21 protein-coding genes are annotated in these 24,110 nt (G+C 74.9%); 10 read left to right on the forward strand and 11 right to left on the reverse strand.

Going from position 1 to position 24,110, the window contains the following annotated elements:
- Nucleotides 1–42: 42 nt before the first annotated feature.
- Nucleotides 43–1,290: a lycopene cyclase family protein gene (locus tag ACSUPR_RS22585; RefSeq protein ID WP_436886714.1), complete on the forward strand. Its 1,248-nt coding sequence runs from the start codon at nt 43–45 to the stop codon at nt 1,288–1,290.
- Here the strand turns inward: ACSUPR_RS22585 and ACSUPR_RS22590 are convergent.
- Nucleotides 1,220–2,146: a MerR family transcriptional regulator gene (locus ACSUPR_RS22590; RefSeq protein WP_436886715.1), complete on the reverse strand. Its 927-nt coding sequence runs from the start codon at nt 2,144–2,146 to the stop codon at nt 1,220–1,222. The two genes, ACSUPR_RS22585 and ACSUPR_RS22590, sit on opposite strands and share 71 nt — an antisense overlap.
- An 89-nt stretch (nt 2,147–2,235) precedes the next feature.
- On the opposite strand from ACSUPR_RS22590, the gene ACSUPR_RS22595 reads away from it, so the two are divergent.
- The 3 genes from ACSUPR_RS22595 to ACSUPR_RS22605 all read left to right on the forward strand — a co-directional run bounded on the left by ACSUPR_RS22595 (nt 2,236) and on the right by ACSUPR_RS22605 (nt 6,512).
- The gene (locus ACSUPR_RS22595; protein ID WP_436886716.1) at nt 2,236–2,736 is read left to right on the forward strand and encodes a DUF4383 domain-containing protein; all 501 of its coding nucleotides are present in this window, start codon (nt 2,236–2,238) and stop codon (nt 2,734–2,736) included.
- Nucleotides 2,733–4,220, forward strand: a complete 1,488-nt coding sequence (locus tag ACSUPR_RS22600) for an SDR family oxidoreductase (protein ID WP_436886717.1) — start codon at nt 2,733–2,735, stop codon at nt 4,218–4,220. The genes ACSUPR_RS22595 and ACSUPR_RS22600 overlap by 4 nt, the downstream gene beginning before the upstream one ends.
- A 117-nt stretch (nt 4,221–4,337) precedes the next feature.
- A complete protein-coding gene (locus ACSUPR_RS22605) occupies nt 4,338–6,512 on the forward strand; it encodes an MMPL family transporter (RefSeq protein WP_436886718.1) in 2,175 nt (724 codons plus the stop codon).
- A 7-nt stretch (nt 6,513–6,519) separates the two neighbouring features.
- Here ACSUPR_RS22605 and ACSUPR_RS22610 read toward each other — a convergent pair whose 3' ends face one another.
- Together ACSUPR_RS22610 and ACSUPR_RS22615 are read right to left on the reverse strand one after the other, a co-directional pair.
- Nucleotides 6,520–7,311 carry an aminotransferase class IV family protein gene (locus tag ACSUPR_RS22610; protein WP_436886719.1) on the reverse strand — a complete coding sequence of 264 codons (792 nt, stop codon included), beginning with the start codon at nt 7,309–7,311 and terminating at the stop codon, nt 6,520–6,522.
- A 104-nt stretch (nt 7,312–7,415) separates the two neighbouring features.
- Nucleotides 7,416–8,120 carry a GntR family transcriptional regulator gene (locus ACSUPR_RS22615; protein WP_436886720.1) on the reverse strand — a complete coding sequence of 235 codons (705 nt, stop codon included), beginning with the start codon at nt 8,118–8,120 and terminating at the stop codon, nt 7,416–7,418.
- A gap of 268 nt (nt 8,121–8,388) precedes the next feature.
- On the opposite strand from ACSUPR_RS22615, the gene ACSUPR_RS22620 reads away from it, so the two are divergent.
- The 5 genes from ACSUPR_RS22620 (at nt 8,389) to ACSUPR_RS22640 (ending at nt 12,768) form a co-directional block, all read left to right on the forward strand.
- The gene (locus ACSUPR_RS22620) at nt 8,389–9,639 is read left to right on the forward strand and encodes an NRAMP family divalent metal transporter (RefSeq protein WP_436886721.1); all 1,251 of its coding nucleotides are present in this window, start codon (nt 8,389–8,391) and stop codon (nt 9,637–9,639) included.
- A gap of 74 nt (nt 9,640–9,713) precedes the next feature.
- Entirely contained in the window at nt 9,714–10,475 is a 762-nt protein-coding gene (locus ACSUPR_RS22625; RefSeq protein WP_436886722.1) for a LamB/YcsF family protein, read from the forward strand.
- Between the two features lie 37 nt (nt 10,476–10,512).
- On the forward strand, nt 10,513–11,124 hold the full coding sequence (locus tag ACSUPR_RS22630) for a 5-oxoprolinase subunit B family protein (RefSeq protein WP_436886723.1): 612 nt from the start codon (nt 10,513–10,515) through the stop codon (nt 11,122–11,124).
- The gene (locus ACSUPR_RS22635) at nt 11,121–11,975 is read left to right on the forward strand and encodes a biotin-dependent carboxyltransferase family protein (protein ID WP_436886725.1); all 855 of its coding nucleotides are present in this window, start codon (nt 11,121–11,123) and stop codon (nt 11,973–11,975) included. The genes ACSUPR_RS22630 and ACSUPR_RS22635 overlap by 4 nt, the downstream gene beginning before the upstream one ends.
- 13 nt (nt 11,976–11,988) lie before the next feature.
- Nucleotides 11,989–12,768 (forward strand): putative hydro-lyase, encoded by a 780-nt coding sequence (locus ACSUPR_RS22640; RefSeq protein ID WP_436886726.1) that lies wholly within the window; start codon nt 11,989–11,991, stop codon nt 12,766–12,768.
- 9 nt (nt 12,769–12,777) lie between these two features.
- Here the strand turns inward: ACSUPR_RS22640 and ACSUPR_RS22645 are convergent, their stop codons facing one another.
- The 3 genes from ACSUPR_RS22645 to ACSUPR_RS22655 form a co-directional block, all read right to left on the reverse strand.
- A complete protein-coding gene (locus ACSUPR_RS22645; RefSeq protein ID WP_436886727.1) occupies nt 12,778–14,337 on the reverse strand; it encodes a vWA domain-containing protein in 1,560 nt (519 codons plus the stop codon).
- Nucleotides 14,338–14,583: 246 nt separating this feature from the next.
- Complete coding sequence (locus tag ACSUPR_RS22650; RefSeq protein WP_436886729.1) at nt 14,584–15,192, reverse strand: hypothetical protein; 609 nt, start codon at nt 15,190–15,192, stop codon at nt 14,584–14,586.
- 565 nt (nt 15,193–15,757) lie between these two features.
- A complete protein-coding gene (locus tag ACSUPR_RS22655; protein WP_436886730.1) occupies nt 15,758–16,534 on the reverse strand; it encodes an alpha/beta fold hydrolase in 777 nt (258 codons plus the stop codon).
- A 55-nt stretch (nt 16,535–16,589) separates the two neighbouring features.
- Between ACSUPR_RS22655 and ACSUPR_RS22660 the strand changes: the two genes are divergently transcribed.
- Entirely contained in the window at nt 16,590–16,943 is a 354-nt protein-coding gene (locus ACSUPR_RS22660; protein WP_436886731.1) for a MerR family transcriptional regulator, read from the forward strand.
- Nucleotides 16,944–17,097: 154 nt separating this feature from the next.
- Here the strand turns inward: ACSUPR_RS22660 and dctA are convergent, their stop codons facing one another.
- From dctA to ACSUPR_RS22685, 5 genes are all read right to left on the reverse strand, one after another.
- Nucleotides 17,098–18,597, reverse strand: coding sequence for a C4-dicarboxylate transporter DctA (gene dctA, locus ACSUPR_RS22665; RefSeq protein ID WP_436886732.1), 1,500 nt, complete (start codon nt 18,595–18,597; stop codon nt 17,098–17,100).
- Between the two features lie 270 nt (nt 18,598–18,867).
- Nucleotides 18,868–19,833 carry an arsenic resistance protein gene (locus ACSUPR_RS22670; RefSeq protein WP_436886733.1) on the reverse strand — a complete coding sequence of 322 codons (966 nt, stop codon included), beginning with the start codon at nt 19,831–19,833 and terminating at the stop codon, nt 18,868–18,870.
- 148 nt (nt 19,834–19,981) lie between these two features.
- A complete protein-coding gene (locus ACSUPR_RS22675) occupies nt 19,982–21,169 on the reverse strand; it encodes a glycoside hydrolase family 1 protein (protein ID WP_436886734.1) in 1,188 nt (395 codons plus the stop codon).
- Nucleotides 21,170–21,189: 20 nt separating this feature from the next.
- Nucleotides 21,190–23,424: a glycoside hydrolase family 3 C-terminal domain-containing protein gene (locus tag ACSUPR_RS22680; RefSeq protein WP_436886735.1), complete on the reverse strand. Its 2,235-nt coding sequence runs from the start codon at nt 23,422–23,424 to the stop codon at nt 21,190–21,192.
- A gap of 19 nt (nt 23,425–23,443) precedes the next feature.
- Nucleotides 23,444–24,052 (reverse strand): TetR/AcrR family transcriptional regulator, encoded by a 609-nt coding sequence (locus ACSUPR_RS22685; RefSeq protein ID WP_436886736.1) that lies wholly within the window; start codon nt 24,050–24,052, stop codon nt 23,444–23,446.
- Nucleotides 24,053–24,110 lie beyond the last annotated feature (58 nt).

Raw genomic sequence — 24,110 nt, forward strand, 5'->3', positions numbered from 1 at the left:
GGGTGCTCGCGTACGGCGGCCTCCCCCGGCAGAGTGGGGGACATGAACGACCATGACGCGGTGATCGTCGGCGGGGGAGCCGCAGGGCTCACCCTGGCCCACCGGCTCGGACGGGTCAACCACCCCGACGGGAGCCCGTTGCGTGTCGCCCTGCTGGAGCCCCCGCCGGGCCCGCACACCCCGCCCCCGCGCACCTGGTGCTTCTGGGAGCCGGAGGGCGGCGAGTGGGACCCCCTGCTGGCCGCCCGCTGGCGGCGGCTGACCGTCGTGGGGCCCGACGGCACCGGGCACACCGCTCCCGCCGCCCCCTTCGTCTACAAGATGCTGCGCTCCTCCGACCTGGACTCGCACGTCAGGGCCGGCTTCGGGGACCGTGTCGAGCCGGTGCCGCTGCTGGTGGAGGAGGTCCGCGACGGCGCCGACCGCGCCACCGTGGCGGGGGTGCTGCCCGACGGCTCCCCCGCCCGCCTCACCGCCCGCTGGGTGTTCGACTCCCGTCCGCCCCGGCCCCTCCCGGCCGGCCGCACCCTGCTGCTCCAGCACTTCCGGGGCTGGTTCGTGCGCACCCCCGACGACGCCTTCGACCCGGAGGCGGCGGTGCTGATGGACTTCCGGCCGCCCCAGCCGGAGAACGCGGTGGCCTTCGCGTACGTGCTCCCGCTGTCGGCGCGCGAGGCCCTGGTGGAGTACACCGAGTTCGGCCCCGAGCCGCTCACCACCGCCGAGTACGACCTCCGCCTGGCCGACCACTGCTCCCGCCTGGGCCTGGCGGGGTTCGAGGTCACCGCCGCAGAGCAGGGGGTCATCCCCATGACCGACGCGCCCCTGCCCACCCGCGCCGGGCGGAGGGTCTTCCGGATCGGCACGGCGGGCGGGGCCACCCGCCCCTCGACGGGGTACACGTTCAGCGGGGTGCTGCGCCAGACCGCGGCCGTGGCCGCCGCCCTGGAACGGGGGAGGGAACCGGTGCCGCCGGTCCCGCACCGCCGCCGCCACCTGGCCATGGACGCGATCCTCCTGCGGGCGCTGGCCACCGGCAGGGTGAGGGGGGCGGAGTTCTTCACCCGCCTGCTCGCCCCCGGACGGCTCGGCGACGTGCTGGCCTTCCTCGACGGCGGGACCCGGCTGCCCAGGGAGCTGGCGCTGGGGCTGCGCACCCCGGTCGGCCCCATGTCCCTGACCGCGCTGGACCACCTGTGGTATTCGGCCCGCACCGCCCTCACCCCGGGTCGAGGTTCCGCACCGCCTCCGACAGCGACCCCAGGTGGCCGCCCCCGGCCCGTGCGGTGAGCGAGCGCCACCCGCCCCCGGCCGTGTACACCCGGACGGCCTGCGGCGAGGCCGCGGCGGCGCGCACCGCCCCGCGCAGCGCCGCCAGGTCGCCGGGCCCGCCGACGTGGGACCAGAGCACCACGGCCCGGGGGGCGGTCCGGCGCACCGCACGTTCCGCGGCGTCCGCCGGCGTGCAGGCGCCCAGCACGCGGTGCGACAGGCCGCGCTCGCGCAGTGCGGCGGCCAGCGCCTCCACCGGCAGGCTGTGCATCTCTTGGGGGCCGCAGGCCAGGAGCACGGGCCGCTGGTCCTGCCGGCGCGGCCCCTCCGGCGGGGGGACCCGGCGCAGGGCGGAGGAGACGCACCACGACAGCAGGTGCTCCACCTCCACGTAGCGGCGGGTGCCGTCCCACTTGCGGCCCATCCCGTACAGCAGCGGCATGGCCAGGCCCTCCCAGGCGGCGACCACGCCCTCCTCCCGCAGCGCGCGTTCGACCAGGGCCTCCACGAGGTCGGAGTCCATCCGCATCGCCGCCCGGGCCACCCCCTGGAGGCGGGGCGCCCGCCCGACCGGGAGGGTGTCCCCGCCCGGCCGCGGCCCGGAGCCGTGCCCGGTCCGCGGTGCGGGCACGGCCGGGGCGGCGGGTCCGCCCGCGCCCCGCACCCGTTCGGCCGCGACGGCCGGGGCCAGCCCCTCGCCCACCAGGCGGCACAGCTCGCGCAGCCGTCGCACGTCCTCGGGCGTGTAGCGGCGGTGACCGCCGGGGCTGCGCTCACGCGGGCCTATCCCGTACCGGTGGTCCCAGCTGCGCAGGGTCGACGGGGACACCCCCAGCATGCGGGCGGTCGCGCCGGGAGTCAGGGTTTCCGACATGGCGTTCCAACCGTTGCGAAAGCGGTGCGAGTTGTCGTGCTCGTCCTGGCCACCGACTCTAGCTGCAAGGACGCGAAACGGAGGGCATCATGGACCTGGACACCGCGCATTCCGCCGACCGCCGCCTGGAGGTCGTCCACCGCCTCGGAACGGCGTTCATCGGACTCGTCCTGGTGGGCTTCGGCGCCACGAGCCTGTTCGTGCGGCTGCCGCTGTTCGACACCCGCGGCGAGGTCGTCGCGGGCCTCTCCACAAACGGGGCCCTGGGGTTCGTCTCGGTGGCCGTCGGCTCGCTGCTGGTCGGCGCGGCCGTGGTGGGCGGAACCTTCGCCTCGACGGTGTCGACCCTGGTGGGCGTCGGTTTCGTCGCGAGCGGACTGGTCAACCTCTACCTCATGAGCACCGACTTCAACATCCTGGCCTTCTCGATGCCCAACGTCATCTTCAGCTTCGTGGTCGGCATCCTGATGCTCACCGTCGGCATGTACGGCCGCTTCACCGGCGGCCTGCCCGAGGACAACCCGTACCGGCGCCACCGGGAGCGGCGGCGCGGACAGGGGGCCGGGACGCCGGCCGGGGCGGTCCGGTGAGCGGGCGCCGGGCCCTGGTCACCGGGGCCACCGGGTACATCGGGGGCCGACTGGTCCCGCAGCTCCTCGACGCCGGTTTCGACGTCCGATGCCTGGCCCGCGATCCCGGCAAGCTGCGAGACCACCCCTGGCGCGGGAGCGTCGAGGTGGTCCGCGGCGACGTGGTCTCGGGGGAGGGGCTGGACGAGGCGGCGGAGGGCGTCGAGGTCGCCTACTACCTCGTCCACTCCATGTCGGGAAGCCGGGACTTCTCCGGTACCGACGCCCGGGGGGCGCGCAACTTCGCCGCCGCGGCCGCCGCGGCCGGGACGGCACGGATCGTCTACCTGGGGGGCCTGGCGCCCGAGGGCGAGGACCTGTCCGCGCACATGGCCTCCCGCACGGAGGTGGGCCGCATCCTGCTGGAGGGGCCGGTGCCCGCCGCCGTGCTGCGGGCCGCCGTGATCATCGGCTCCGGCTCGGCGTCCTTCGAGATGCTGCGCTACCTCACCGAGCGCCTGCCGGTGATGACCACGCCGCGCTGGGTGCGCAGCCGGGTGCAGCCGATCGCCGTGCGCGACGTGCTGCGGCTCTTGGTGGAGGCCGCGGACCTGCCGTCCGGGTCGAACCGCACCTTCGACGTCGGCGGCCCCGACGTGCTCACCTACGCGGACATGATCCGGCGGTTCGCGCGCGCGGCGGACCTGGGCCCGCGGCTGATCCTGCCGCTGCCGGTGCTGTCCCCGGGGCTGTCGAGCCTGTGGGTCGGCCTGGTCACCCCGGTGCCGCCCGCCATCGCACGACCGCTGGTGGAGTCGCTGCGCCACGACGCCGTGTGCGGTGAGGACGACCTCTCGGACCTGCTCGGCGACCACGGGCGCATCGGGTTCGACCGGGCGGTGCGGCTGGCCCTGTGCCGGACGGCCGAGGCGAGGGTGGACACCCGGTGGACGTCGGCGGCCTGGGCGGGCGCCCCGTCCGACCCGCTGCCCACCGATCCGGACTGGGCGGGCGGCAGCCTGTACACCGACGACCGGACGCGGGAGGTGGACGCGCCGCCCGAGGCGGTCTGGCGGGTCGTCGAGGGGATCGGCGGGGCCCGCGGCTGGTACTCGTGGCCGCTGGCCTGGGCGGCGCGCGGATGGATCGACCTGGCCGTGGGAGGAGTCGGCCTGCGCCGGGGACGCCGCGACCCGGGGCGCCTGCGTGTCGGAGACTCCCTGGACTTCTGGCGGGTGGAGGAGGTCGTGCCGGGGAGCCTGCTCCGGCTGCGCGCCGAGATGCGGCTGCCGGGCCCGGCCTGGCTGGAGTTCACCCTGGAGCCCGGGGAGGGGGGAGCGGGCCGCACACGCCTGCGCCAGCGGGCGCTGTTCCGCCCCCGGGGCCTGCTGGGGCAGCTGTACTGGGCCGCGGTGACGCCCTTCCACGGTGTGGTGTTCGGCTCGATGTCGCGGAACATGGCCCGCACCGCGGAGAGCGAGGCGCGCGAGCCCGCCGCCGTGTGAGAGACCCGCCCCGCCGCGCCCCGCGCCGTACCCGGCGCGGGGCGCGGTGCGCGGGGCACCGGGGCGGGCATCCCCGGAAGGGTGTAGAGTCGCGCCCAAGAAGTCTCGAAAAGCGAGATGCTTGGTTTCCGTGGCTTTTGTCCGCGGTGGAGGGGAACACCGGTGAACGAGGAGAGGCGGCCGGAACGCCGGTCGCGCTGGTGGGTCGGAGCCGCGCTGCTCGTCGTCCTCGTCTGGACGCTGGGCGGAGGGCCGCTGGGAGCCTTCCTCGGAAAGCTCGGCGAGGTGCAGACCAACGACCGGTCCGCGTTCCTGCCGGTGGGGGCGGAGTCCACGGAGGTCGCCCGGATCGCCGAGGACTTCGACCGCGAGGACGCGGTGCCCGCCGTCGCCCTGTGGTCCGGCGAGGAGGAGATCACCGAGGGGGAGCTGGCGGACATCGCCGCCGTCGGCGAGGAGGTCGCGACCCGGCCCTGGGTGTCCGGCGACGTCATCGGACCCGTCCCCGGCACCGAGGACCCCTCCGTCGCCCAGCTGGTCGTGCCGATCGACTCCGACGAGAAGACCTCCGACGCGGTCGAGGAGCTGCGCGAGATCCTGGCCGAGGAACCGGTCGGCGAGCTGACCCCCCAGGTCACCGGGCCGGCCGGCTACGCCGCCGACCTCGCCGCGGCCTTCGGCGGGATCGACTCCACCCTGCTCCTCGTCGCGGTCACGGCCGTGCTGGTCATCCTCGTGGCGGTCTACCGCTCCCCGCTGCTGCCGATCCTCGTCATCCTGGCCTCCCTGCTGGCCCTGGGCCTGTCCGGGGCCCTGGTGTACCTGGCCGCCGACACCGGCCTGGTCGACCTCAACGGCCAGAGCCAGGGCATCCTGTTCATCCTGGTCGTCGGCGCCTGCACCGACTACGCCCTGCTGCTCGTCGCCCGCTACCGCGAGGAGCTGGCCCTGCACGAGCGGGTCCCCCGCGCGGTCCTGGCGGCCCTGCGCGGTGTCACCGGGCCGGTGCTCGCCTCCGCCGGGACCGTCGTCCTGGGGCTGCTCTGCCTGCTCGCGGCGGACCTGGCCTCCACCCGCAGCCTCGGTCCGGTCGTGGCCGTCGGCGTCGGCGCGGCCGTGCTCTCGGCGATGACCTTCCTGCCCGCCGCGCTCGCCCTCGCCGGCCGGGCCGCGTTCTGGCCGACCGCCCCGCACCGGCCCACCGCCGAGACCGGCGGCGACACCGACCGGGTCATGGCCGCCCACCCGCTGTGGGGGCGGATCGCCCGGGCCGTCGCCCGCCGTCCGCGCGCCCTGTGGATCGCCACCACCGCCCTGCTCGCCGCGGCGGCCGTGTTCGCCCCCGCCTTCGACGCCCGGGGCACCGGCCAGGCCGAGGTGTTCCGCACCGAGGTGGAGGCGGTCACCGCCCAGGAGGTGCTGGACCGGGGCTTCGGCACCGACGCGGCCGCCGCGCCCGCCCTGGTGGTCGCCGACGCCGACCACCTCGACGCCGTCGTCGCCGCGGCCGAGTCCTCCCCGGCCGTCGACAGCGCCGCCCCCGTCACCGAGCCCGGGCCCCCGGGGGCGGACCTCCCGCCGCTGACCGAGGACGGCCGCGTCCTGGTCGAGGCGGTCCTCACCGTGGGCCCGGAGTCGCCCGAGGCCGTGGACGCCGTCCGGGGCCTGCGCGAACGCCTGGCCGAGGACGCGCCGCAGGCCGACGCGCTGGTCGGCGGCGTCACCGCCACCGACCTGGACACCCTGGAGACGGCCCAGCGCGACTTCCTCGTCGTGGTGCCCCTGGTCCTGGCCGTGGTCCTGCTGGTGCTCGTCGTCCTGCTGCGGGCCCTGGTCGCCCCGCTCATGCTCATGGCCGCCAACGTGCTCTCGTTCGCCGCGGCGCTGGGCGTGGGGACCCTGGTCTTCGACCACGTCCTGGACCTGCCCGGGGCCGATCCGGTGGTGCCGCTGTTCGCGTTCGTCTTCCTGGTGGCACTGGGGATCGACTACAGCATCTTCCTCATGTCGCGCGCCCGGGAGGAGACCCTGGCCCACGGGCACCGCGACGGTGTGCTGCGGGCGCTCACCGTCACCGGCGGCGTCATCACCTCCGCCGGGGTGGTGCTGGCCGCCACCTTCGCGGCGCTCGCCGTGATCCCCCTGCTGTTCCTGCTCCAGCTGGCCTTCCTGGTGGCGTTCGGAGTGCTGGTGGACGCACTGCTCGTGCGCACCGTGCTGGTCCCCGCGCTGGCGCTGGACACGGGCCCGCGCACCTGGTGGCCGGGCCGGGCCCGCCGCGCCGGGGGCTGACGGCGGTTCACAGGGGGTCGCCGGGCAGGTCCCGGTAGGTGGCGGCCAGCTTGTTGGTGAGCGAGGCCAGCGGCAGCCGCGTCCCGTCGATGGCGCTCACCGGGCGCACCCCGGTGACCGCGTTGGTCACGAACGCCCCGGCGGTCCGGAGGGCGGCCGCCGCGGACAGCGGCCGGGTGGACACCGGTACGCCCATCTCCTCGGCCAGGCCGCTCACCAGCCGGGCGGTCACCCCGGGCAGCGCCGGTGCCTGCGGCCACACCAGGCCGCCGCCGTCCAGGAAGCAGATGTTCCAGGTGGGTCCCTCCGACACCCGGCCGTCCACCCCGCTGAACAGGGCGTCGTCGTGACCGTCCAGCTGGGCGGCCCGCCGCTGGTGGACGGCCCCGAACAGGCCGGTGCCCTTCACCCCGGGGGTGTCCCGGGTGTACAGGCGCACGCCCAGCCGCAGCGGGGGCGGCAGCCGGTCGGGCGCTGGAGCCGGGCGCGTGGTGATGAGGATCTGCGGCAGACTGCGCCCGGCGGGCCTGCCCAGGTCCAGACCGGGGTCGAAGACCGTCACCCGGATGACCGCGGGGGAGGGGTGGGCCCGGGCGCTGCGGCGCGCCAGCTCGCGTACTCGGGAGATGTCCAGTTCGGTGCCGAACAGCGTCCGGCAGTCCCGGCTCAGCCGTTCCATGTGCAGGTCCAGGCCGCGCACGCGCAGGCCGGTGACGAGCATCGTGGTGAAGTGGCCGTAGCCGTGGAGGGCGAGGGAGGCGAGCTCCCCGGTGGTGGCGGGGCGTCCGTTCAGTTCCATTGCGCGCCCATCATGGCATTTCGGGACCTGTGTCACGGGGCTTTTCCTCCGCCTCGCGCCGAGCGGTGGAGAACACCAAGGTCAGAGCCGCGCAGATCGGTCGGTCAGGCCGGGTCGCCGGTCTCGCGGGCGAGGAAGGCGGTGAGCAGCTGCTCCTCCGAGGTGTCCAGGTACGTCTCCAGCTCGGCGGCCGCGGCCGTGCGGTCCCCCGCCGCGAGCAGGGTGTGGATGCGCCGGTTCCAGTCCAGGTAGGGGGCGTGGAACTCGCGCGGCGCGTCCATCACGTGGAAGACCAGCCGGGTCTCGGCCAGGATCCGGCTCATGAACTCGTCGATGCGCGCACTGCCCGCCAGCCCGGCCAGCGCCTGGTGGAAGTGCATGTTGGCGGTGCCCACCCCCCACCAGTCGCCGGAGGCGCGGGCCGCCTCCCCCTCCTCGACGGCCCGCCCCACCGCCTCCAGCGCCTCGGGCGCGGGGTCGGCGGCGCGCTGCACGGCGGGCAGCTCCAGGGAGCGCCGGGCCTGGAAGAGGTCGCGGACGTCCTCCGCCGTGGGGAGCGTGACGAACACGCCGCGGTGCATCTGGTGGACCACCAGCCGTTCGCGGACGAGCAGCCGGAACGCCTCGCGCAGGGTGTTGCGGGAGACGCCGAGCTCCTCGCACAGCCGCTCCTCGGAGAGGCGGCCGCCGGGCGGGTGGTCGCCGTCGATGACGGCCTCGCGCAGGAGCCTGGCGACCCGCTCGGCCTGGCTGGGCAGCGGCAGCAGCCGTCGGGCGGGCCTGCCGACGCGGTCGTCCGTGGCCGTCACAGGGGCTCCTCACCGGAGAAGGGTCGATGCCCTCCCATTGTGGCCGATGGGGAGGGGGGCCGGTGGGGCCCGTCCGGAGGAACCCGTTCATTGGATGATCCTATGAACGCTCGTCCGGCGCGAATCCCGCGGCGCATCGCTGACCTGGGTTCTTTTCCGGAGCCCTCTTTACCGTCATCGTTGGATTGAAGTATTGTTCAACAATCCAACGAGGCGTGGAGTGGTCCGCGTCACGCCCCGCCTCCGCCCCTCACCCAGGAGAGACCCCATGGGCGACACACCCCCCGCACCCCCGAAGGTGCGCCCCCGCCTCGGCCGGGTCGCAATGGGCAGCACCCTGCTCGGCGCGATGTTCCTCATGGCCACCAGCGCCATCGGCCCCGGCTTCATCACCCAGACCACCCAGTTCACGGCGCAGCTCGGCGCCACGTTCGCCTTCGCGATCCTCGTCTCGATCCTCGTGGACATCGCCGTCCAGCTGAACATCTGGCGGGTCGTCGGCGTCGCGAACATGCGCGCCCAGGACCTGGCCAACAAGGTCGTCCCCGGCGCGGGCTACCTGCTCGCCGCACTCATCGTCTTCGGCGGCCTGGTCTTCAACGTCGGCAACCTCGCCGGCACCGGACTCGGCCTGAACGCCCTGGCCGGAGTCGACCCGAGGACCGGCGCCGTCGTCTCCGCGGTCCTGGCGGTGGTCATCCTGGGAGCCAAGAGGCTGGGTGCCGCCCTGGACCGGGTCCTGGTCGTCCTCGGCGTCGCGATGATCGCCCTCACCCTCTACGTCGCGGTCATCTCGCGGCCCCCGGTCGGCGACGCCCTGCGCCAGGCCGTCCTGCCCGAGCAGCTGGGCACGGACGTCTTCCTCGCCACGGTCACCATCATCGGCGGCACCGTCGGCGGCTACATCACCTACGCCGGGGTCCACCGCCTCATCGAGGCCGGCCGGGGCGGCCCCGAGAACATCGCCTCGATCTCCCGCACCTCCGTGCTCGGGATCATCGTCACCGGCGTCATGCGCGTGCTGCTCTTCCTCGCCATCCTCGGGGTGGTCTCCGGCGGCGCCGAGATCCTCGGCTCCGACAACCCCTCGGCCGAGGCGTTCCTCCAGGCCGCCGGGGAGGCGGGCATGCGCCTGTTCGGCGTGATCATGTGGGCGGCCGCCGTCAGCTCCGTGATCGGCGCCTCCTACACCTCCATCTCCTTCGTCTCCACCTTCCACCCCGTGCTGGAGAAGCGGCGGGGCCTGCTGGTCACCGCCTTCATCGGGGTCTCCCTGGCCATCCTGCTGGCGTCCGGCCAGGCCCCGACCACGCTCCTGGTGCTGGCGGGCGCCCTCAACGGCGTCATCCTGCCGGTCGGCCTGGGCATCATGCTCTGGGTCGCGGCCCGCCGCTCCCGAGACCTGCTCGGCGGCTACAGGTACCCCGTGGGACTGATCGTCATCGGGGTCCTGGCCTGGGCGCTCACCGCCTACATGGCCGTCAACTCCCTCGGCGGCATCGCCGCGCTCTGGCAGTAGCGGCCCCCGCCCCGGCGCCGCCCGGCGCACCGGGGCGGGTATCCCTTCCAAGAAACGAGAAGCGAGGAGCACCGATGTCGCGCATCGACCTCAACTCCGACCTCGGCGAGGGCTTCGGCCGCTGGGAGCTCGGCGACGACCGGGACCTGCTGTCGATCGTCACCAGCGCCAACGTCGCCTGCGGGTTCCACGCGGGCGACCCCTCCGTGATGCGCCGCACCGCCGCGGACGCCGCCGCCCGGAGCGTGGCGGTCGGCGCCCACGTCGGCTACCGGGACCTGGCCGGCTTCGGGCGCCGCTTCATCGACGTCCCGCCCGCCGAGCTGACCGCCGACGTCCTGTACCAGATGGGCGCGCTGTCGTCCTTCACCCGCCTGGCGGGCGACCGCATCCGCTACGTCAAACCGCACGGAGCCCTCTACAACACGATCGTCCACCACGAGGAGCAGGCCGCCGCCGTGGTCGAGGCCGTCCGCGCCTTCGACCCCGGCATGCCCGTGCTCGGGCTGCCCGGCTCGCGGTTCCTGCGGCTGGCCGAGGAGGCCGGACTGCCCGTCCACCGGGAGGCGTTCGCCGACCGCGCCTACACCCCCGGGGGCACCCTGGTCTCCCGCCGCGAGCCCGGCGCGGTCCTGCACGACCCCGGCGAGATCGCCGAGCGCTGCCTGCGCATCGCCCGCCGCGAACCGGTCACCGCGGTCGACGGGAGTGAGATCCTCATCGAGGCCGACTCCCTGTGCGTCCACGGCGACAGCCCCGGAGCGGTCGCCATCGCCCGCGCCGTCGCCGAGCGGCTGCGCACCGAGGGCGTCACCCTGGCGCCGTTCACCCGCTGACCGCCCCGGGGCCGCCCCCCGGCCCGAAGGAGGATCCTTGCGCGTACTGACCTGCGCCGACAGCGGCGTGCTGGTGGAGGTCGCCGACCTGGACGAGGTGATGGCCCTGGGCGCCGCCCTGGAGGCCGCTCGCCCCGAAGGCGTCACCGACGTCGTCCCGGCCGCCCGGACCGTGCTCCTGCGGCTCGCTCCCGGGGCCGACCCCGCCGCGGTCGCCGCCGCGGTCCGTGCGGTCCCCCTCGCCCCGGCGGGGGAGAGGGCCGTGGGGGAGACCGTGGTCGTCCCGGTGGTCTACGACGGCGAGGACCTCGCCGACGTCGCCCGGCTGACCGGCCTCACCCCGCGCGGGGTGGTCGCGGCGCACACCGCCGCCACCTGGACCGTCGCCTTCTGCGGTTTCGCCCCCGGGTTCGGCTACCTCGTCTGCGGCGACGACCGCCTGCACGTGCCGCGGCGCGCCGAGTCGCGCACCCGGGTCCCGGCCGGTTCGGTCGCCTTGGCCGGGGAGTTCACCGGCGTCTACCCGCGCAGCTCCCCCGGCGGCTGGCAGCTGCTCGGCCGCACCGAGGAGAAGGTCTGGGACCTGGACCGCGACCCGCCCGGCCTGCTGCGCCCGGGTGTGCGCGTCCGCTTCGAGGAGGTGCCGTGAGCGCCCTGGAGATCCTGGCGACCGGGCCGATGGCCACGGTCCAGGACGCCGGACGGCCCGGCCACGCCGCCCTGGGCGTGGGCCGCTCCGGCGCCGCCGACGCCGCCTCCTACGCCCTGGCCAACCGCATGCTCGCCAACCCGGCCGGGGCGGCCGCCCTGGAGGCCACCCTGGGCGGTCTGCGGGTACGCGCCCGCGGACCCCTCACGGTCGCCGTCACTGGGGCCGGGGTCCCGCTCCGGGTGGACGGCCGCGGGGCCGCCGTGAACACCGTCCTGCACCTGTCCGACGGCGCCGAACTGGCCATGGGCGCCCCGGCCCGCGGCCTGCGCACCTACCTGGCCGTGCGCGGGGGCCTGGACGTGCCCCCGGTCCTGGGGTCGCGCAGCACCGACGTGCTGGCCGGGCTCGGCCCCGACCTGCCCGCCCCCGGCGCCGTGCTGCCGGTCGGCCCGCCGCCCACCGGCTTCCCGAACCTCGACCTGGCCCCGGTCCCGCCGGTCGGCGGCCCGGAGACGACCCTGCGCGTCGTACCGGGCCCGCGCGAGGACTGGTTCGCCGACGGCGCCCTCGAGACCCTGTTCACCTCCGCCTTCGAGGTCACCCCGCGCAGTGACCGGGTGGGGGCCCGGCTGGCCGGGCCGGCCCTGGAGCGGTCCCGCGGCGGCGAGCTGCCCAGCGAGGGCATGGTGCCCGGTTCGCTGCAGGTGCCGCCCGACGGCGAACCCGTGCTCTTCCTGGCCGACCACCCGGTGACCGGCGGCTACCCGGTGATCGCGGTGGTCCGCACCGCCGACCTGCCCCGGGCGGCCCAGGCCCGGCCCGGGACCGCGATCCGCTTCACGCTCTAGAAGGAGAGGCCCGATGAACCCGGCAGAGCTGTCCCCTCGGCAGGCCCGCGCGCTGTTCCGCTCCGGGCTGCGCACGCCCACCTCGGGGTTCAGCCCGGGATACGCGCAGGCCAACCTCATCGCCCTGCCGCGCGAGGCGGCCTTCGACTTCCTGCTGTTCGCCCAGCGCAACCCCAAGCCGTGCCCGGTACTGGACGTGACCGAGCCGGGACGGGTGTCGGCGTCGGTGTTCGCCGGGGACCTGCGCACCGACCTGCCCGCCTACCGCGTGTACCGGCACGGCGAACCGGTCGAGGAGCGCACCGACGTCACCGACCTGTGGCGGGACGACCTGGTGGCGTTCCTCATCGGGTGCAGCTTCACGTTCGAGGCGCCGCTGCTGGAGGCGGGGATCCCCGTGCGCCACATCGAGGCCGGGACCAACGTCGCGATGTACCGCACGAACCGGGAGTGCCGCCCGGCCGGGAGGTTCCGGGGACCGCTGGTGGTGTCCATGCGGCCGGTCCCGGCGGACCGGGTGGCCGACGCCGTGCGCATCACCTCCCGCTACCCGGCCGTCCACGGGGCGCCGGTGCACGTGGGCGACCCGGCGGCGCTGGGCATCGCCGACCTGTCCCGGCCCGACTACGGGGACCCGGTGCAGGTCCGGGAGGGGGAGATCCCGGTGTTCTGGGCCTGCGGGGTGACCCCGCAGGCGGCGGTGACGGCTTCGGCCCCGGAGTTCGCCATCGGGCACGCTCCGGGGCACATGGCCGTCACCGACGTGAAGGACTCCTTCTACCAGGTGCCGTGACGGCCCCGGTCAGGACTGCTCGGTGCCGTCCCGGCCGTCCTGTTCGCCGGGGGAGTCGGGAGAGGAGAGCCGCCGGTCGGGGTCCTGGCCGCCGATCCGCCCCGGCCGCTGCGCCCGCGGGTCCCCGCCCGGAGGGGGCGGGGCCTGCGGCTGCGGGGCCGGCGGCGGGGGCGGGGGCGGGGCCTGCGGCTGCGGGGCCGGCGGCGGGGGCGGGTCCTGCGGCGGCGGTGTCCGCCGCACCCGGTCCTGTCCCTGCTCGTAGCGGCCGCGCTGGCGGGTGTACCCGGACTGGCTGGCGTAGGTCATCTTGGCGGCCCGCGACAGGTCGTCCTCCCGGGCCATCCGCGCCATGTCCCGCAGCTCCATGGCCTGGGCGGCCGCCGGGGGCGGCGGCGCTCCGGGCGCGGCGCCCGGCCGCCCGCCCGGGGCCTGCGGGCCGTCGAGGAAGTCCGGAGCGTCCGGTCCCCCCAGGTCCTCCAGGCTCCGCCCGGCCTCGTCCAGCAGCCGGGCCGCCTCGCCCCGGTCGCCCCGCCGCAGCGCCTCGCTCGCCCGCTTCTTGGCGGTCTGCGCCCGCTGCAGCGCCTCCTCGGTGCGCACCTCCGGGCGCGGCACCCGGCCGGAGGCCTCGTCTCCCGGCACCACGTTCACACTGATCGGGAGCGTCGCGGTGTAGGTGGTCAGGGTCTCCGGGTCCACATAGGTGGCCTCCAGCGTGGTCAGGGTGACCGTCCCCAGCGACGGAACCCCCGGCACCTCCAGCCGCAGCAGCAGCCTGCGCTCCTCGCCGGAGTGGAAGTCGCCCAGTTCCACCATCACCGAACCGTCCGGCAGCCGGTGCGAGGGCATCTCGCCGACCACGTCCACCGAGCGCACGTGCTCGCCCGCCGGGATCCGCAGCGACACCGCCTGCGCGCTCTTGGCCAGCAGGTACTCCGCCTCCCGGGCGATCAGCCCGCCGGCCGTGTCGGGGTCCTCGGCGAACAGGGCGCTGCCCGTACCGCCCTCGGACACCGCGCCCAGCAGGGCCTCGTCGTAGCCCAGACCGTAGCCGAGAGTGGCCACCGTGACCTTGTGGCCGTAGGCGTCGGCGGCCACCTGCCGCAGCAGGTCGTGGTCGGTGACGCCGTTGTTGGCGTGCCCGTCGGAGACGAGCAGCAGGGTCGCCCCCCGCTCACCGCCCGCCCGGCGCGCCTCCTGGATACCGCGCAGCAGGCCGCTGGACAGGTCGGTGCCGCCGCCCGCGCGCAGCGCCCCGACGGTCCTGCGGGCCGCCGCCTTGTCGGCCAGAGGTCCGCAGGGCACCACCACCCGGGCCTGGGTGTCGAACGTGACCAGCCCGAAGTCGTCGGAGGGGTCGAGCCGGTCGATCAGTCCCTGCAGGGCCTTCACCGCACCGTCCAGGCGGCCGCCGTGCATGGAGCCGCTGGTGTCCAGGACGATCTGGAGGGTGGCCTTGGGACGTCGGGTGTCCTTCGCGCGCTCGGGCGCGGTGATGTCGATCAGCACGGCCACGGCGTCCCCGGTGTCCAGGGGGACGGCGTCGAAGTCGAGCAGGGCGGAAAGGTGCATGTGCGGCTCCCAGGGGGTCGGCTTCCCCCCAGGCTAGGCACCGGTACCGACATCCGCCCCGTTCCGCGTGGCCGGAACGGGCCATCCGGGGCCGGTGCCCGGGCCCCGGGACCCGTTCACCGGCGAGGCCGCCGTCAGGACTCCGAGACCCGCACGGCGCGCGTCCTCGACGAGCCCGGCGTGGACGACCGCACGGCTGCGGTCACCGCTGCTCTCGGTCGCGGCCCGTCCGGGCGGGGCCGCGCGTCACCGGGCCTTCAGGCCCATGCGGCGCAGCTCCAGGGCGGCCAGCCGGTCCAGGGCCGCGGAGTCCCCGGAGCGCCAGGCTTCGGCGGGGTCGGGGTGGACCGCGGCCAGCCGGGCGGGGGCCACGCCGGTGAGGGCGCGCAGCGCCAGCAGGCGGGACCGGGCCTGCGGCGACAGCTTCCCGGCCCGGCGCACCGAGGTGGCCCGCGCGATCCACCGCGCCCGGGCGGGCAGCCAGGTGACGGCGACCAGCAGTACCGGTACCGCCGCCAGCATCAGGGGCAGGGTGGTGGCCAGTGAGGCGACCGTTTCCCGGAAGGAGTCGCCCGCCGAGGTCAGGGAGGTGCCGGTCTCGCTCATGCTCGTGAAGGGGACGGCCAGGGCCTCCCCGGCCAGGGGCACCCGGGCGGCCTGTTCGGCGGCGCTGTCCATGTGCTCGCTGAACCCCCGGCCGGTGGCGGCCATGAGCTCGCCGGGCCGGTCCAGGGCGCCGATGGTGTCGCGCAGTTCGAGCGCGGCCCTGACCCAGAGGTAGACCCACAGCACGGCCAGGGTGTCGGACGCGAGCTGGAACAGGGCGCGGACCGGGCGGTCGGCGTACAACTTCACGGGGTCTCCCAGGGGGACGAGGAGGGACCGGACGCCGTGTCCGGACGGTCATCCGTTACCCGCTCCGACGCACCGGTACTCCACCGGTTCCCGTGTCGACCCGCCTCATCCGCCGGCGGTGAGCGGGACGGGGTGTTCGCGCGGTCCCGGCACGGGAGAGAAGTCGTCGGCGGAGCACATCGGGGCCGCGCGCAGCGGCCGGAGCACGCGCACCGCAGTCGGCGTCCGGGTGGCGGGCCCCGACGGGAACGGGCCCGACCGGCCCGGGGCCGCCCTCGTGCCGCCGACCGGAACGGCGCCGGGCGGCGCCGCCCGGCGCCGAGCGGTCGGACGCGGTGGACCCCACCGCCGGGCACGTCCGGGGGCGCACAGCAGCCCCCGCCCCCGGAGCGGGTCCGGAGGGCGGGGAGAAGGGGCGAGCCGGCGATGGTGCGGGCGATGGCCGGTCCGCCGAGCACGGCGGGAGCCGTCCCGAGGCGCTCGCGGCCTTCTCCGACGCCCCGGGCCGGGACACGGCCCTGGAGTTCGGACCCGACCGCATCCCCGACGGTCCGGAACGGCGCTTCTAGACGGGGTGCCGGTCGAGGAAGCCGCGGATCTCCTTCGCCCACTCCTGCGGTGCCTCGGCGGCGACCAGGTGGCCGGAGGCGAGCTCCACCGGTTCCGCGCCGGGGATGCCCGCGGCCAGCTCGCGGGACAGTTCCGGGGAGACCAGCCTGTCCAGTGCCGCGGCCACCACCAGCGTGGGCACCCTGATCTCCGGCAGGTCGGCGCGGGTGTCCGCGGCCGCCACCAGGTCCACGTGCTCGGGGGTGCCCGGGGGGACGGAGCCGGCCACGGCGCGCACCACCTCCTCCAGCTCCTCCGGGGACAGCGCCTCCAGGGCCGGGGCGCCGTAGGCGACGGAGACCATGAAGCGGGCCAGGGTCCGCGGGTCGTCCCCGGCCAGCAGGGCGCGCCACACGTCCACGTTCAACCGCGTCCGGTTGTCGATCCGGGCGAACCCGGCGGTGAGGACCAGCCCCGTCACGCGCTCGGGGTGGCGGGCGGCGGCGCGCACCGCCACGGCGGTGCCCAGGGAGTAGCCCAGGACCGTGAAGCGCTCGACTCCCTCCTCCACGGCGGCGGCCACCAGGGCGTCGGCCACCGCGTCCAGGTCCAGCGGCCCGGTGGCGCGCGGGGTGGCCCCCGACCCCGGCAGGTCCGGGGCGACCACGGTGTGGGTGCGGGCCAGGTCCGCGAGCAGCGGGCCGAAGTTCGGTTCGATCCCGCCCCCGCCGCCGTGCGCGAGCAGCAGCCCCGGACCGGAACCCTTGACGGTTCGTGCGTAACGTTCGATCATGCGGCGACGGTAGGCCGTGACACCGGTGTGAAGGTCAAGGGGAAGGAGTCGTCCCGTGCTGATCGGGGAGCTGTCGGAGCGGACCGGGGTGAGCCGCAGGCTGCTGCGCTACTACGAGGAGCAGGGCCTGCTGGATTCCGACCGCGCCGCCAACGGGTACCGCACCTACGCCCCCGACGCGGTCCGCACGGTGCGCGCCGTCCGCGCCCTGCTCGCCCTGGGCCTGACCACGGAGACCATCGCCTCGGTGCTGCCGTGCGTCCGCGACCCCGAGGCCGACCCCGTCGAGCTGGAACTGTGCCCCGACCTGGTGGCGACCATCCGGGCGGAGGTGGCCGCCCTGGACTCCCGCATCGAGGAGCTGGCCGGACGGCGGGGCGCCCTCAGCGCCCAGCTGGCCGGCTGCTGAGGCCGGCCGCCGAAGAACGCGGACCGCCCCGCACCGGCCCTGGAGAGGCCGGTACGGGGCGGTCGGGGAACCGGTGCGGCAGCGGGAGTGCAAGGGAATCGTGCGCGCACCGGGCGCGGTCCGTGAGCCGGGAGTGAGCCGGACCGCGCTTGGCTCAGGAGGGGGAGCCCACCGGGGAGCGGTCCCCGTCCGGGTCCGCGTCACCGTCGGTCGCCGGGGCCTCGGAGGCGGTCGCCGCGGCGGTGACCTCGGCTCCGGCGCCCTCGGTGCCCGGGGCGGGGGCCTCGTCCTTCTTCCCGGGGTCCTCGCGGTCCGGGCTCATGAGGGCGTCCATGTCGATGGCGTTCGGGTCACCGAGCACGTACTTCAGCCGGTCGCGGTCCAGGCCTCCGGTCCAGCGGGCGATGACCAGGGTGCCCACCGCGTTTCCGGTGAGGTTGGTCAGGGCGCGGGCCTCGGACATGAACCGGTCGATGCCGACGATGAGTGCGATGCCGGCCAGCGGGATGACGTCGCCGAACGCGGCCAGGGAGGCGGCCAGGGTCACCAGTCCGGCGCCGCTGACGCCCGCCGCGCCCTTGCTGGACAGGAGCATGAACAGCAGCAGGCCGATCTGGGTCCACACCGACACGTCCGAGCCGGTGGCCTGCGCGATGAAGATCGCGCCCATGGTCATGTAGATCGCCGTGCCGTCCAGGTTGAACGAGTACCCGGTCGGGATGGTCAGGCCCACCACCGACTTCCTGACGCCCGCCGCCTCCAGCTTGGTCAGCATGCGCGGGAGCACGGACTCGCTGGAGGAGGTGCCCAGGACGATCAGCAGTTCGTCGCGGATCAGGCGCAGCAGCCTGAACAGGCTGAACCCCGCCAGCCGGCTGATGACGCCCAGGACCACCACGATGAACAGCACGCAGGTGACGTAGAAGCCGAGCATGAAGTAGGCCAGGCTGGACAGCACCTGGCCGCCGTACTCGCCGATGGTGAAGGCCATACCGCCGAAGGCGCCGACGGGAGCGGCGTACATGACGATCCTGATGACGCCGAACATGATGTGCGACATCGTGTCCAGGGCGCGGACCGCGGCCTCGCCCCGCCTGCCGAGCATCGTCAGCGCGCAGGCCACCAGGATGGCCAGGACGAGCACCTGGATGAGCTGGCCGTCGACGAACGCCGAGAAGAACGAATCGGGGATCGTGTGGAGGACGAAGCCGGAGAATCCCTCGCCGCTCTCCTCCGCCTTGGCGATGGTGTCGGCCGCGTCGGACTCGTCGAACGACACGTTCAGGCCCACGCCGGGCCGCATGATGTTGACGGTGACCAGGCCGATGGCCAGGGCGAGGACGGTCGTCGCCGTGAAGTAGAGCAGGGTCCGCAGGGCCAGCCCGCCCGCCCTGGCGAGGTCGCCCAGACCGGCGATGCCGACGACGACGGTGCAGAAGATGGTCGGGGCGATGACGACCTTGACGAGCTTGATGAACAGGTCGGCGAGCCACCGCATCTCGGCGGCCCAGGCCGGGAAGGCCAGGCCGACGGCGATGCCGAGCGTGATGCCGACGAGCACCCAGAAGTACAGCCGGCGGTGGATGGGCTTCCTGCGCGGGGCCGGCGCCTGGTCGGCGCCCTCGCCGACGGCGGCGCGTCCGAAACTCGGCATGGCTCCTCCTCGGAAGGTTCGTGTGCGGCGGGTCACAGGAACCTTCGCTGAGAGGCGCATCGCAGGCGAACCTCACGGGTGAAACTCAAGGTTCACCTGACATTCGCTCACGACCCGTACCCGCCTGCGCCGCCCTCGTCCACGCAGCGTGACATCGGGACTCCGTTCATCACGGACCGTGATACCGGCCGCGGTCGTGGCGGCGTCGGCCGCCGGTGGGCGCGGCGGGGCGGTGCTTCCCACCACTCCTGAACGCCCCCGGGCGGTGTGTCAGCGGAGGGCCGGATCGTTCTCGCGGACCCGGACCAGCCGGGTGAGCAGGGCCAGCACCGGCAGCTCCAGCAGCGGCCCGGCCACCAGGGCGACCGCGATGAGCGGCCGGTCGGGGAAGGCCGCCACGGCGATCGCCAGGGCGATCGGGGAGTTGCGCGCCACCGAGGTCATGGTGAGCGTGACCCGCTGGTCGGCGGGCAGCCCCAGCAGCCGGGCCGTGCCCAGCGCCAGCAGCGGAGCCGCGACGAAGAAGAGCACCAGCGGCGGCACCAGCGCCGCCAGCCCGCCCGCGTGCGCGAGCACCGTGCGGGCCTGTCCGGCGAACATGGCCGCCACCGCCAGGTACAGCAGCGGCAGCACCGCCGCCGCGGCCCGGCCCACCAGCACCCGGTCCCGCCGGTCCGCGCCCTGGAAACGGGCCGTCGCCCACCGGGCGAGCACCGCCACCGCCAGCGGTACCACCAGCACCAGCAGCACCGACTCCACCAGCGTTCCGGTGTCCACCATGGCGGCCTCGCCACCCAGCAGCACCACGTACACCGGCAACAGCAGCAGCTGGAGCACCAGGTTCACCGGCAGCAGCGCCGCGGCCGCCCCCATGTGCCCGCGGCCCAGGCGGGTGAACACCAGGTACCAGTCGGTGCAGGGGGTCACCAGCAGCAGCAACAGGCCGATCCGCAGGTCCGGGGCTCCTCCCAGCAGGCCCGCGCCCAGCCCCCAGGCCAGCAGCGGGGTCACCGCGAAGTTCAGCACCAGACTCGCCGCGACGACCTTTCGGGCCGACCGGACCTCGGCCACCTGGGCGGCGTCCACCTGGACGAACACCGCGGCGAGCATGAGCATCAGCGCGGGCAGCACCAGGTGTCCCGCCGCCTCCGCGACCGGGAGCAGCAGCCCCAGGCCCAGCCCCAGCAGGGCGGCCGCGGCCACGAACAGGCTCTGGAACTTCTCGGACGCGGACACGCGGCGACCTTCCGGCGGTGGGGAACGGGCACCTCAACGGTAGTCCGCCATCGTGCCCGGGGAGGGGCCGGGCCGGGCGGGACGCCGCGGGGCGCTCCGCCCGGCCCGGACGCCGGACCCGGCCCCGGACCGGTTCTCAGGCCGGTTCTCAGGCCGGGAGTTCACCCCTGCGGGCCAGCTCCCCGTACCACCGCGCGCTCGGCTTGACCGTGCGCGCGAAGGTCTGCCGGTCCACTGCCACCAGGCCGAACGTGGGCTTCCAGGAACCCCACTCGTAGTTGTCCAGCAGTGACCAGTGCAGGTAGCCGCGCACGTCCACGCCGTCGGCCAGGGCCCTGCCCAGCCCGGCCAGCGCGCCCCGGGTGTACTCGATCCGCTCCTCGTCGGAGGAGGTGGCGATGCCGTTCTCCGTGACCAGGATCGGGATCCCGCCGGTGCGCTCGGCGGTGTGCCGGATCGCACCCTCCAGCGCCGCCGGGTGGAACTCCCACCCGGTGAGGGTGCGGCGGACGTCCGGTGCCGGTTCCACGGGGCCCTCGGGGCCGATGACCACCCGGGTGTAGGCCTGCACGCCGACGAAGTCGTCCTCGCGCGCCGCGTCCAGGAAGAGGTCCTCGCGCGAGTACGCCCACTCCCGCGCCAGGTCCTCTGCCCCGTCGACCGCCTGGAAGTTCTGGTTGGCCACCGTCCACCCGCTGCGCAGCCCCGGCAGCGCCGACAGCTCCTCTCGGGCGGCGCGGTGGGCGGCGACCAGGGCCCGGGAGACCCCCACGTCCGGCGGGGGCATCGCCCCGGCCACCAGCTCGCGGCGTTCCTCCCGGTCCTCGGAGGGGCGGCGTAGCCCGGAGACCATCGCGACCATGTTCGGCTCGTTGACCGTGCACACCCACGACACACCGTCCAGGATCGGCAGCACCTGCCGCACGTACCGCCGGAACAGGTCGACGCCCTGCGGCCCGGTCCACCCGCCCCGGGCGGAGAACCACAGCGGCGACGTGAAGTGGTGCAGGGTCACCACGGGGGTCAGCCCCCGCTCCAGGCAGCCCTCGACCATCCGCCGGTAGTGGGCGAGCGCGGCCGCGGAGAACTCGCCGGGCGCGGGCTCGATCCGGGACCACTCCACACCGAAGCGGTAGGTGTTCAGGCCCAGGTCGCGCACGATGTCCAGGTCCTCGCGCCACCGGTGGTAGGAATCGCAGGCGTCGCCGCTGAGCTCCTTCAGGGGCGAGCCGGGCGCGTGCTCCAGCGCCCAGATGTCGCTGGCGACGTTGCCGCCCTCGACCTGGTGCGGCGCGGTCGCCGCACCCCACAGGAAACCCTCGGGGGTCGTCGTCATCGGTCTCTCCTCCCGGCCCGTCAGCCCGTGTACTCGCCGCGTTCGATCGCGGCCCTTCGCCTGCCCTCGATGTCGGCGACCAGCAGGTCGACGACATCGGCGGTGATCCCCACCCCGAAGGTGCGCAGGGTGATGAGCGGGACCTGGGCGGCCATCCGCAGCAGCTCCTCGGGGATCTCCTGGAGCTCGGGGACACCGCCCATGAGTTCGGAGACGACCGGGCCGGCGATCGGGTGCGCCCGCCACTCGGCGATGGTGGAGCGGCCGGTCAGCGGCGGCAGGAAGCGGTCGCCGGGGCTCTCGACCTCTCCGGTGAGGCGGATGTCGCGCGAGGACGCGCCGACCTCGACCGTGTACGTGCCGGCGGCCAGAGACCAGCGGTGGTGTTCGGCGTCCCAGGTGCTCAGGTCGCGACCGGACAGCGCCAGCTCGACCCGCTCGGCCTCCCCGGGCTCCAGGAACACCTTGGCGAACCCGCGCAGCTCGCGGCGGGGCCGGTCCGGGCGGTCCTGGACCGCCCCGGTGTAGAGCTGGGCGACCTCGGCCGCGGCCCGGGCCCCGGTGTTTGCGACGGTGAACGCCACCGTCCAGGAGTTCTCACCGGTCGCGGTGACCTCCAGGTCGGAGTAGGCGAACTCGGTGTAGGTGAGGCCGTGCCCGAAGGGGTGGGCGACGGGCCGGTCCAGGGTGTCGAAGTACCGGTACCCGACGTACACGCCCTCGCCGTAGGAGCAGGTTCCCTGCCCGCCGGGGAAGTGCAGGTACGAACCGTGGTCGGAGAGCCTCAGCGGGATGGTCTCGGTGAGCCGCCCGGAGGGGGAGACCGCACCGGTCAGGACGTCGGCCGTGGCGGCGCCGCCGGCCTGGCCCAGCAGCCACCCCTCCAGGACCGCGTCGGCGTCGTCCTCCCAGGGGGAGGTCGCCACCACGCCGCCGTTGGACAGTACGACCACCACGCGCTCGGCCGCCTCGCGGACCCGCGCCAGCAGGGCGGTCTGGTCTGCGGGCAGGTCGATGTGCTCGCGGTCGTAGCCCTCGGACTCGGCGGCGTCGGGCAGGCCCAGGAACAGCACGGCCGTCCCGGCCTCCCGGGCCGCCGCCACCGCCTCCTCGACGAGGTCGGGGGCGGCGGAGCCGTCCAGCCTGAAGCCGGGGGCGAAGGACACCCGGCCGGGCATGGCCGCGTTCAGCGCGTCCAGTGCCGAGTGCACCCGGGTGGGCACCACGTGGGAGGAGCCGCCGCCCTGGTAGCGCGGCGAGCGGGCGAACTCGCCGATGACCGCCACCGGGCGCTCCCGGTCCAGCGGCAGCGCACCGCGCTCGTTCTTGAGCAGTACCAGCGCCTCGCGCGCCGCCTCCCGGGCCAGGGCGTCGTGCGCCTCGTGCCCGGGGGAGCGGGAGGTGTCGGCGGACACGCGCTCCTGGAGGCGGCGCAGCCGCTCCACGACCGTGTCCAGGACGGACTCGTCCAGGTCGCCGCGTTCGACGGCCGCGACGATCTCGGCGTCCGTGCCGCTGGGCGGCATCTCCAGGTCCAGGCCGGCGCGCACCGAGTCCACCCGGTCCACGACCGCGCCCCAGTCGGAGACCACGGCGCCCTCGTACCCCCACTCCCCGCGCAGCAGGTCGGTGAGCAGCCACGGGTCCCGGCTGGCGTGCACCCCGTTGACCCGGTTGTAGGAGCACATCACCATGGCGGGCTCGGTGGTCCGGATGACCTCCTCGAAGGCGGGGAGGTAGATCTCGCGCAGGGTGCGCTCGTCCACCTCGGCGCTCACCCGCATCCGGTCGGTCTCCTGGTTGTTGGCGGCGAAGTGCTTGACGCACGCGCCGACCCCCTGCGACTGCAGCCCCTCCACCAGCGCGGCGGCGATCCGGGCGGTCACGTGCGGGTCCTCCGAGAGGTACTCGAAGTTGCGGCCGCACAGCGGGGACCGCTTGATGTTCATGCCCGGGCCCAGGACGACGTCCACGCCCGCGGCGGAGGCCTCCGTGCCCAGGGCCGCGCCGACCCGGTGCACCAGGGAGGGGTTCCAGGTGGCGCCCAGGGCGACGGCGGGCGGGAAGCAGGTGGCCGGGAGGCTGTGCCCGATGCCGAGGTGGTCGCCCTTCTCGGGCTGCACGCGCAGGCCGTGCGGGCCGTCGGACAGGTGCAGGGAGCGCAGGACGCCGTCGATCGCGGTGGTGTGCCAGGTGCCGGAACCGGAGGTGGCCGACGCCTTGGCGGAGAGGCTCGGGGGAGGGGAGGTGTTCATTGCGGCCTTTCGGGTGGGGTCAGGTGTCGCCGCTCTCCGTGACGACGTCCAGGAGCCGGAGGTACTCCAGGACCGAGGCGCGCATGTCGACGACCTCGGGGGCCAGCAGCCACTGGACCTGGAGCCCGTCCTGGAGGGCGAGGAGCTGGGCGGCGGCGGTCTCGGGGGAGACGCCGGGACGGTCCGCGAGCAGGACGGAGAACGCCGCGGTCAGGTGCTCGCGCAGGACCTCGTACCGGCGGGTGAAGTAGGGGTTCGCCGGATGGTCGGGGTCGGTCGCCTCGGCGGAGAGCTTGGTGTAGAGGGAGACCAGGCCCGGGGTCCGGGTGTTGCGCTCGACGATGTCGACGAGGTTGTCGACCAGCTCGTCGGCGGACAGGCCGGGGTCGAGCACCAGGTGTGCGTCGGCCTGGTCGCGCCTGGTCAGGACATCGATGAGGGTGGCCTCCTTGCTGGGGAAGTGGTGCAGGACCCCCGCGTGGGTGAGTCCGGCGTGGGCGGCGATGTCGCGCAGCGACACCGCCCGGTAGCCCGAGCGGGAGAAGAGCTCGAAGGCGGCTTCGACGATCCGCCGCCGGGTGCGCTCCCCCTTGGTCATACGCGGTCGTTCGGGCTCGTGTCCGGTCAACGGGCTTCTCCTTGCGATGCGGTGTTCCCGGCCCTTTGTGCGGGGCGGATGTGCGATG

The organism is Nocardiopsis dassonvillei, assembly GCF_964273065.1.
In the GTDB taxonomy this organism is placed as follows: Bacteria; Actinomycetota; Actinomycetes; order Streptosporangiales; family Streptosporangiaceae; genus Nocardiopsis; species Nocardiopsis dassonvillei_B.

Excerpts from the sequence above, each read along its gene's own strand:
- ACSUPR_RS22605 (WP_436886718.1), top strand. The coding sequence starts at position 4,338 with ATGCTTGGTTTCCGTGGCTTTTGTCCGCGGTGGAGGGGAACACCGGTG.
- ACSUPR_RS22595 (WP_436886716.1), top strand. The coding sequence starts at position 2,236 with ATGGACCTGGACACCGCGCATTCCGCCGACCGCCGCCTGGAGGTCGTC.
- ACSUPR_RS22585 (WP_436886714.1), top strand. The coding sequence starts at position 43 with ATGAACGACCATGACGCGGTGATCGTCGGCGGGGGAGCCGCAGGGCTC.
- ACSUPR_RS22645 (WP_436886727.1), bottom strand. The coding sequence starts at position 14,337 with ATGCACCTTTCCGCCCTGCTCGACTTCGACGCCGTCCCCCTGGACACC.
- ACSUPR_RS22655 (WP_436886730.1), bottom strand. The coding sequence starts at position 16,534 with ATGATCGAACGTTACGCACGAACCGTCAAGGGTTCCGGTCCGGGGCTG.
- ACSUPR_RS22675 (WP_436886734.1), bottom strand. The coding sequence starts at position 21,169 with ATGACGACGACCCCCGAGGGTTTCCTGTGGGGTGCGGCGACCGCGCCG.
- dctA (WP_436886732.1), bottom strand. The coding sequence starts at position 18,597 with ATGCCGAGTTTCGGACGCGCCGCCGTCGGCGAGGGCGCCGACCAGGCG.
- ACSUPR_RS22620 (WP_436886721.1), top strand. The coding sequence starts at position 8,389 with ATGGGCGACACACCCCCCGCACCCCCGAAGGTGCGCCCCCGCCTCGGC.
- ACSUPR_RS22640 (WP_436886726.1), top strand. The coding sequence starts at position 11,989 with ATGAACCCGGCAGAGCTGTCCCCTCGGCAGGCCCGCGCGCTGTTCCGC.
- ACSUPR_RS22625 (WP_436886722.1), top strand. The coding sequence starts at position 9,714 with ATGTCGCGCATCGACCTCAACTCCGACCTCGGCGAGGGCTTCGGCCGC.
- ACSUPR_RS22680 (WP_436886735.1), bottom strand. The coding sequence starts at position 23,424 with ATGAACACCTCCCCTCCCCCGAGCCTCTCCGCCAAGGCGTCGGCCACC.
- ACSUPR_RS22590 (WP_436886715.1), bottom strand. The coding sequence starts at position 2,146 with ATGTCGGAAACCCTGACTCCCGGCGCGACCGCCCGCATGCTGGGGGTG.
- ACSUPR_RS22610 (WP_436886719.1), bottom strand. The coding sequence starts at position 7,311 with ATGGAACTGAACGGACGCCCCGCCACCACCGGGGAGCTCGCCTCCCTC.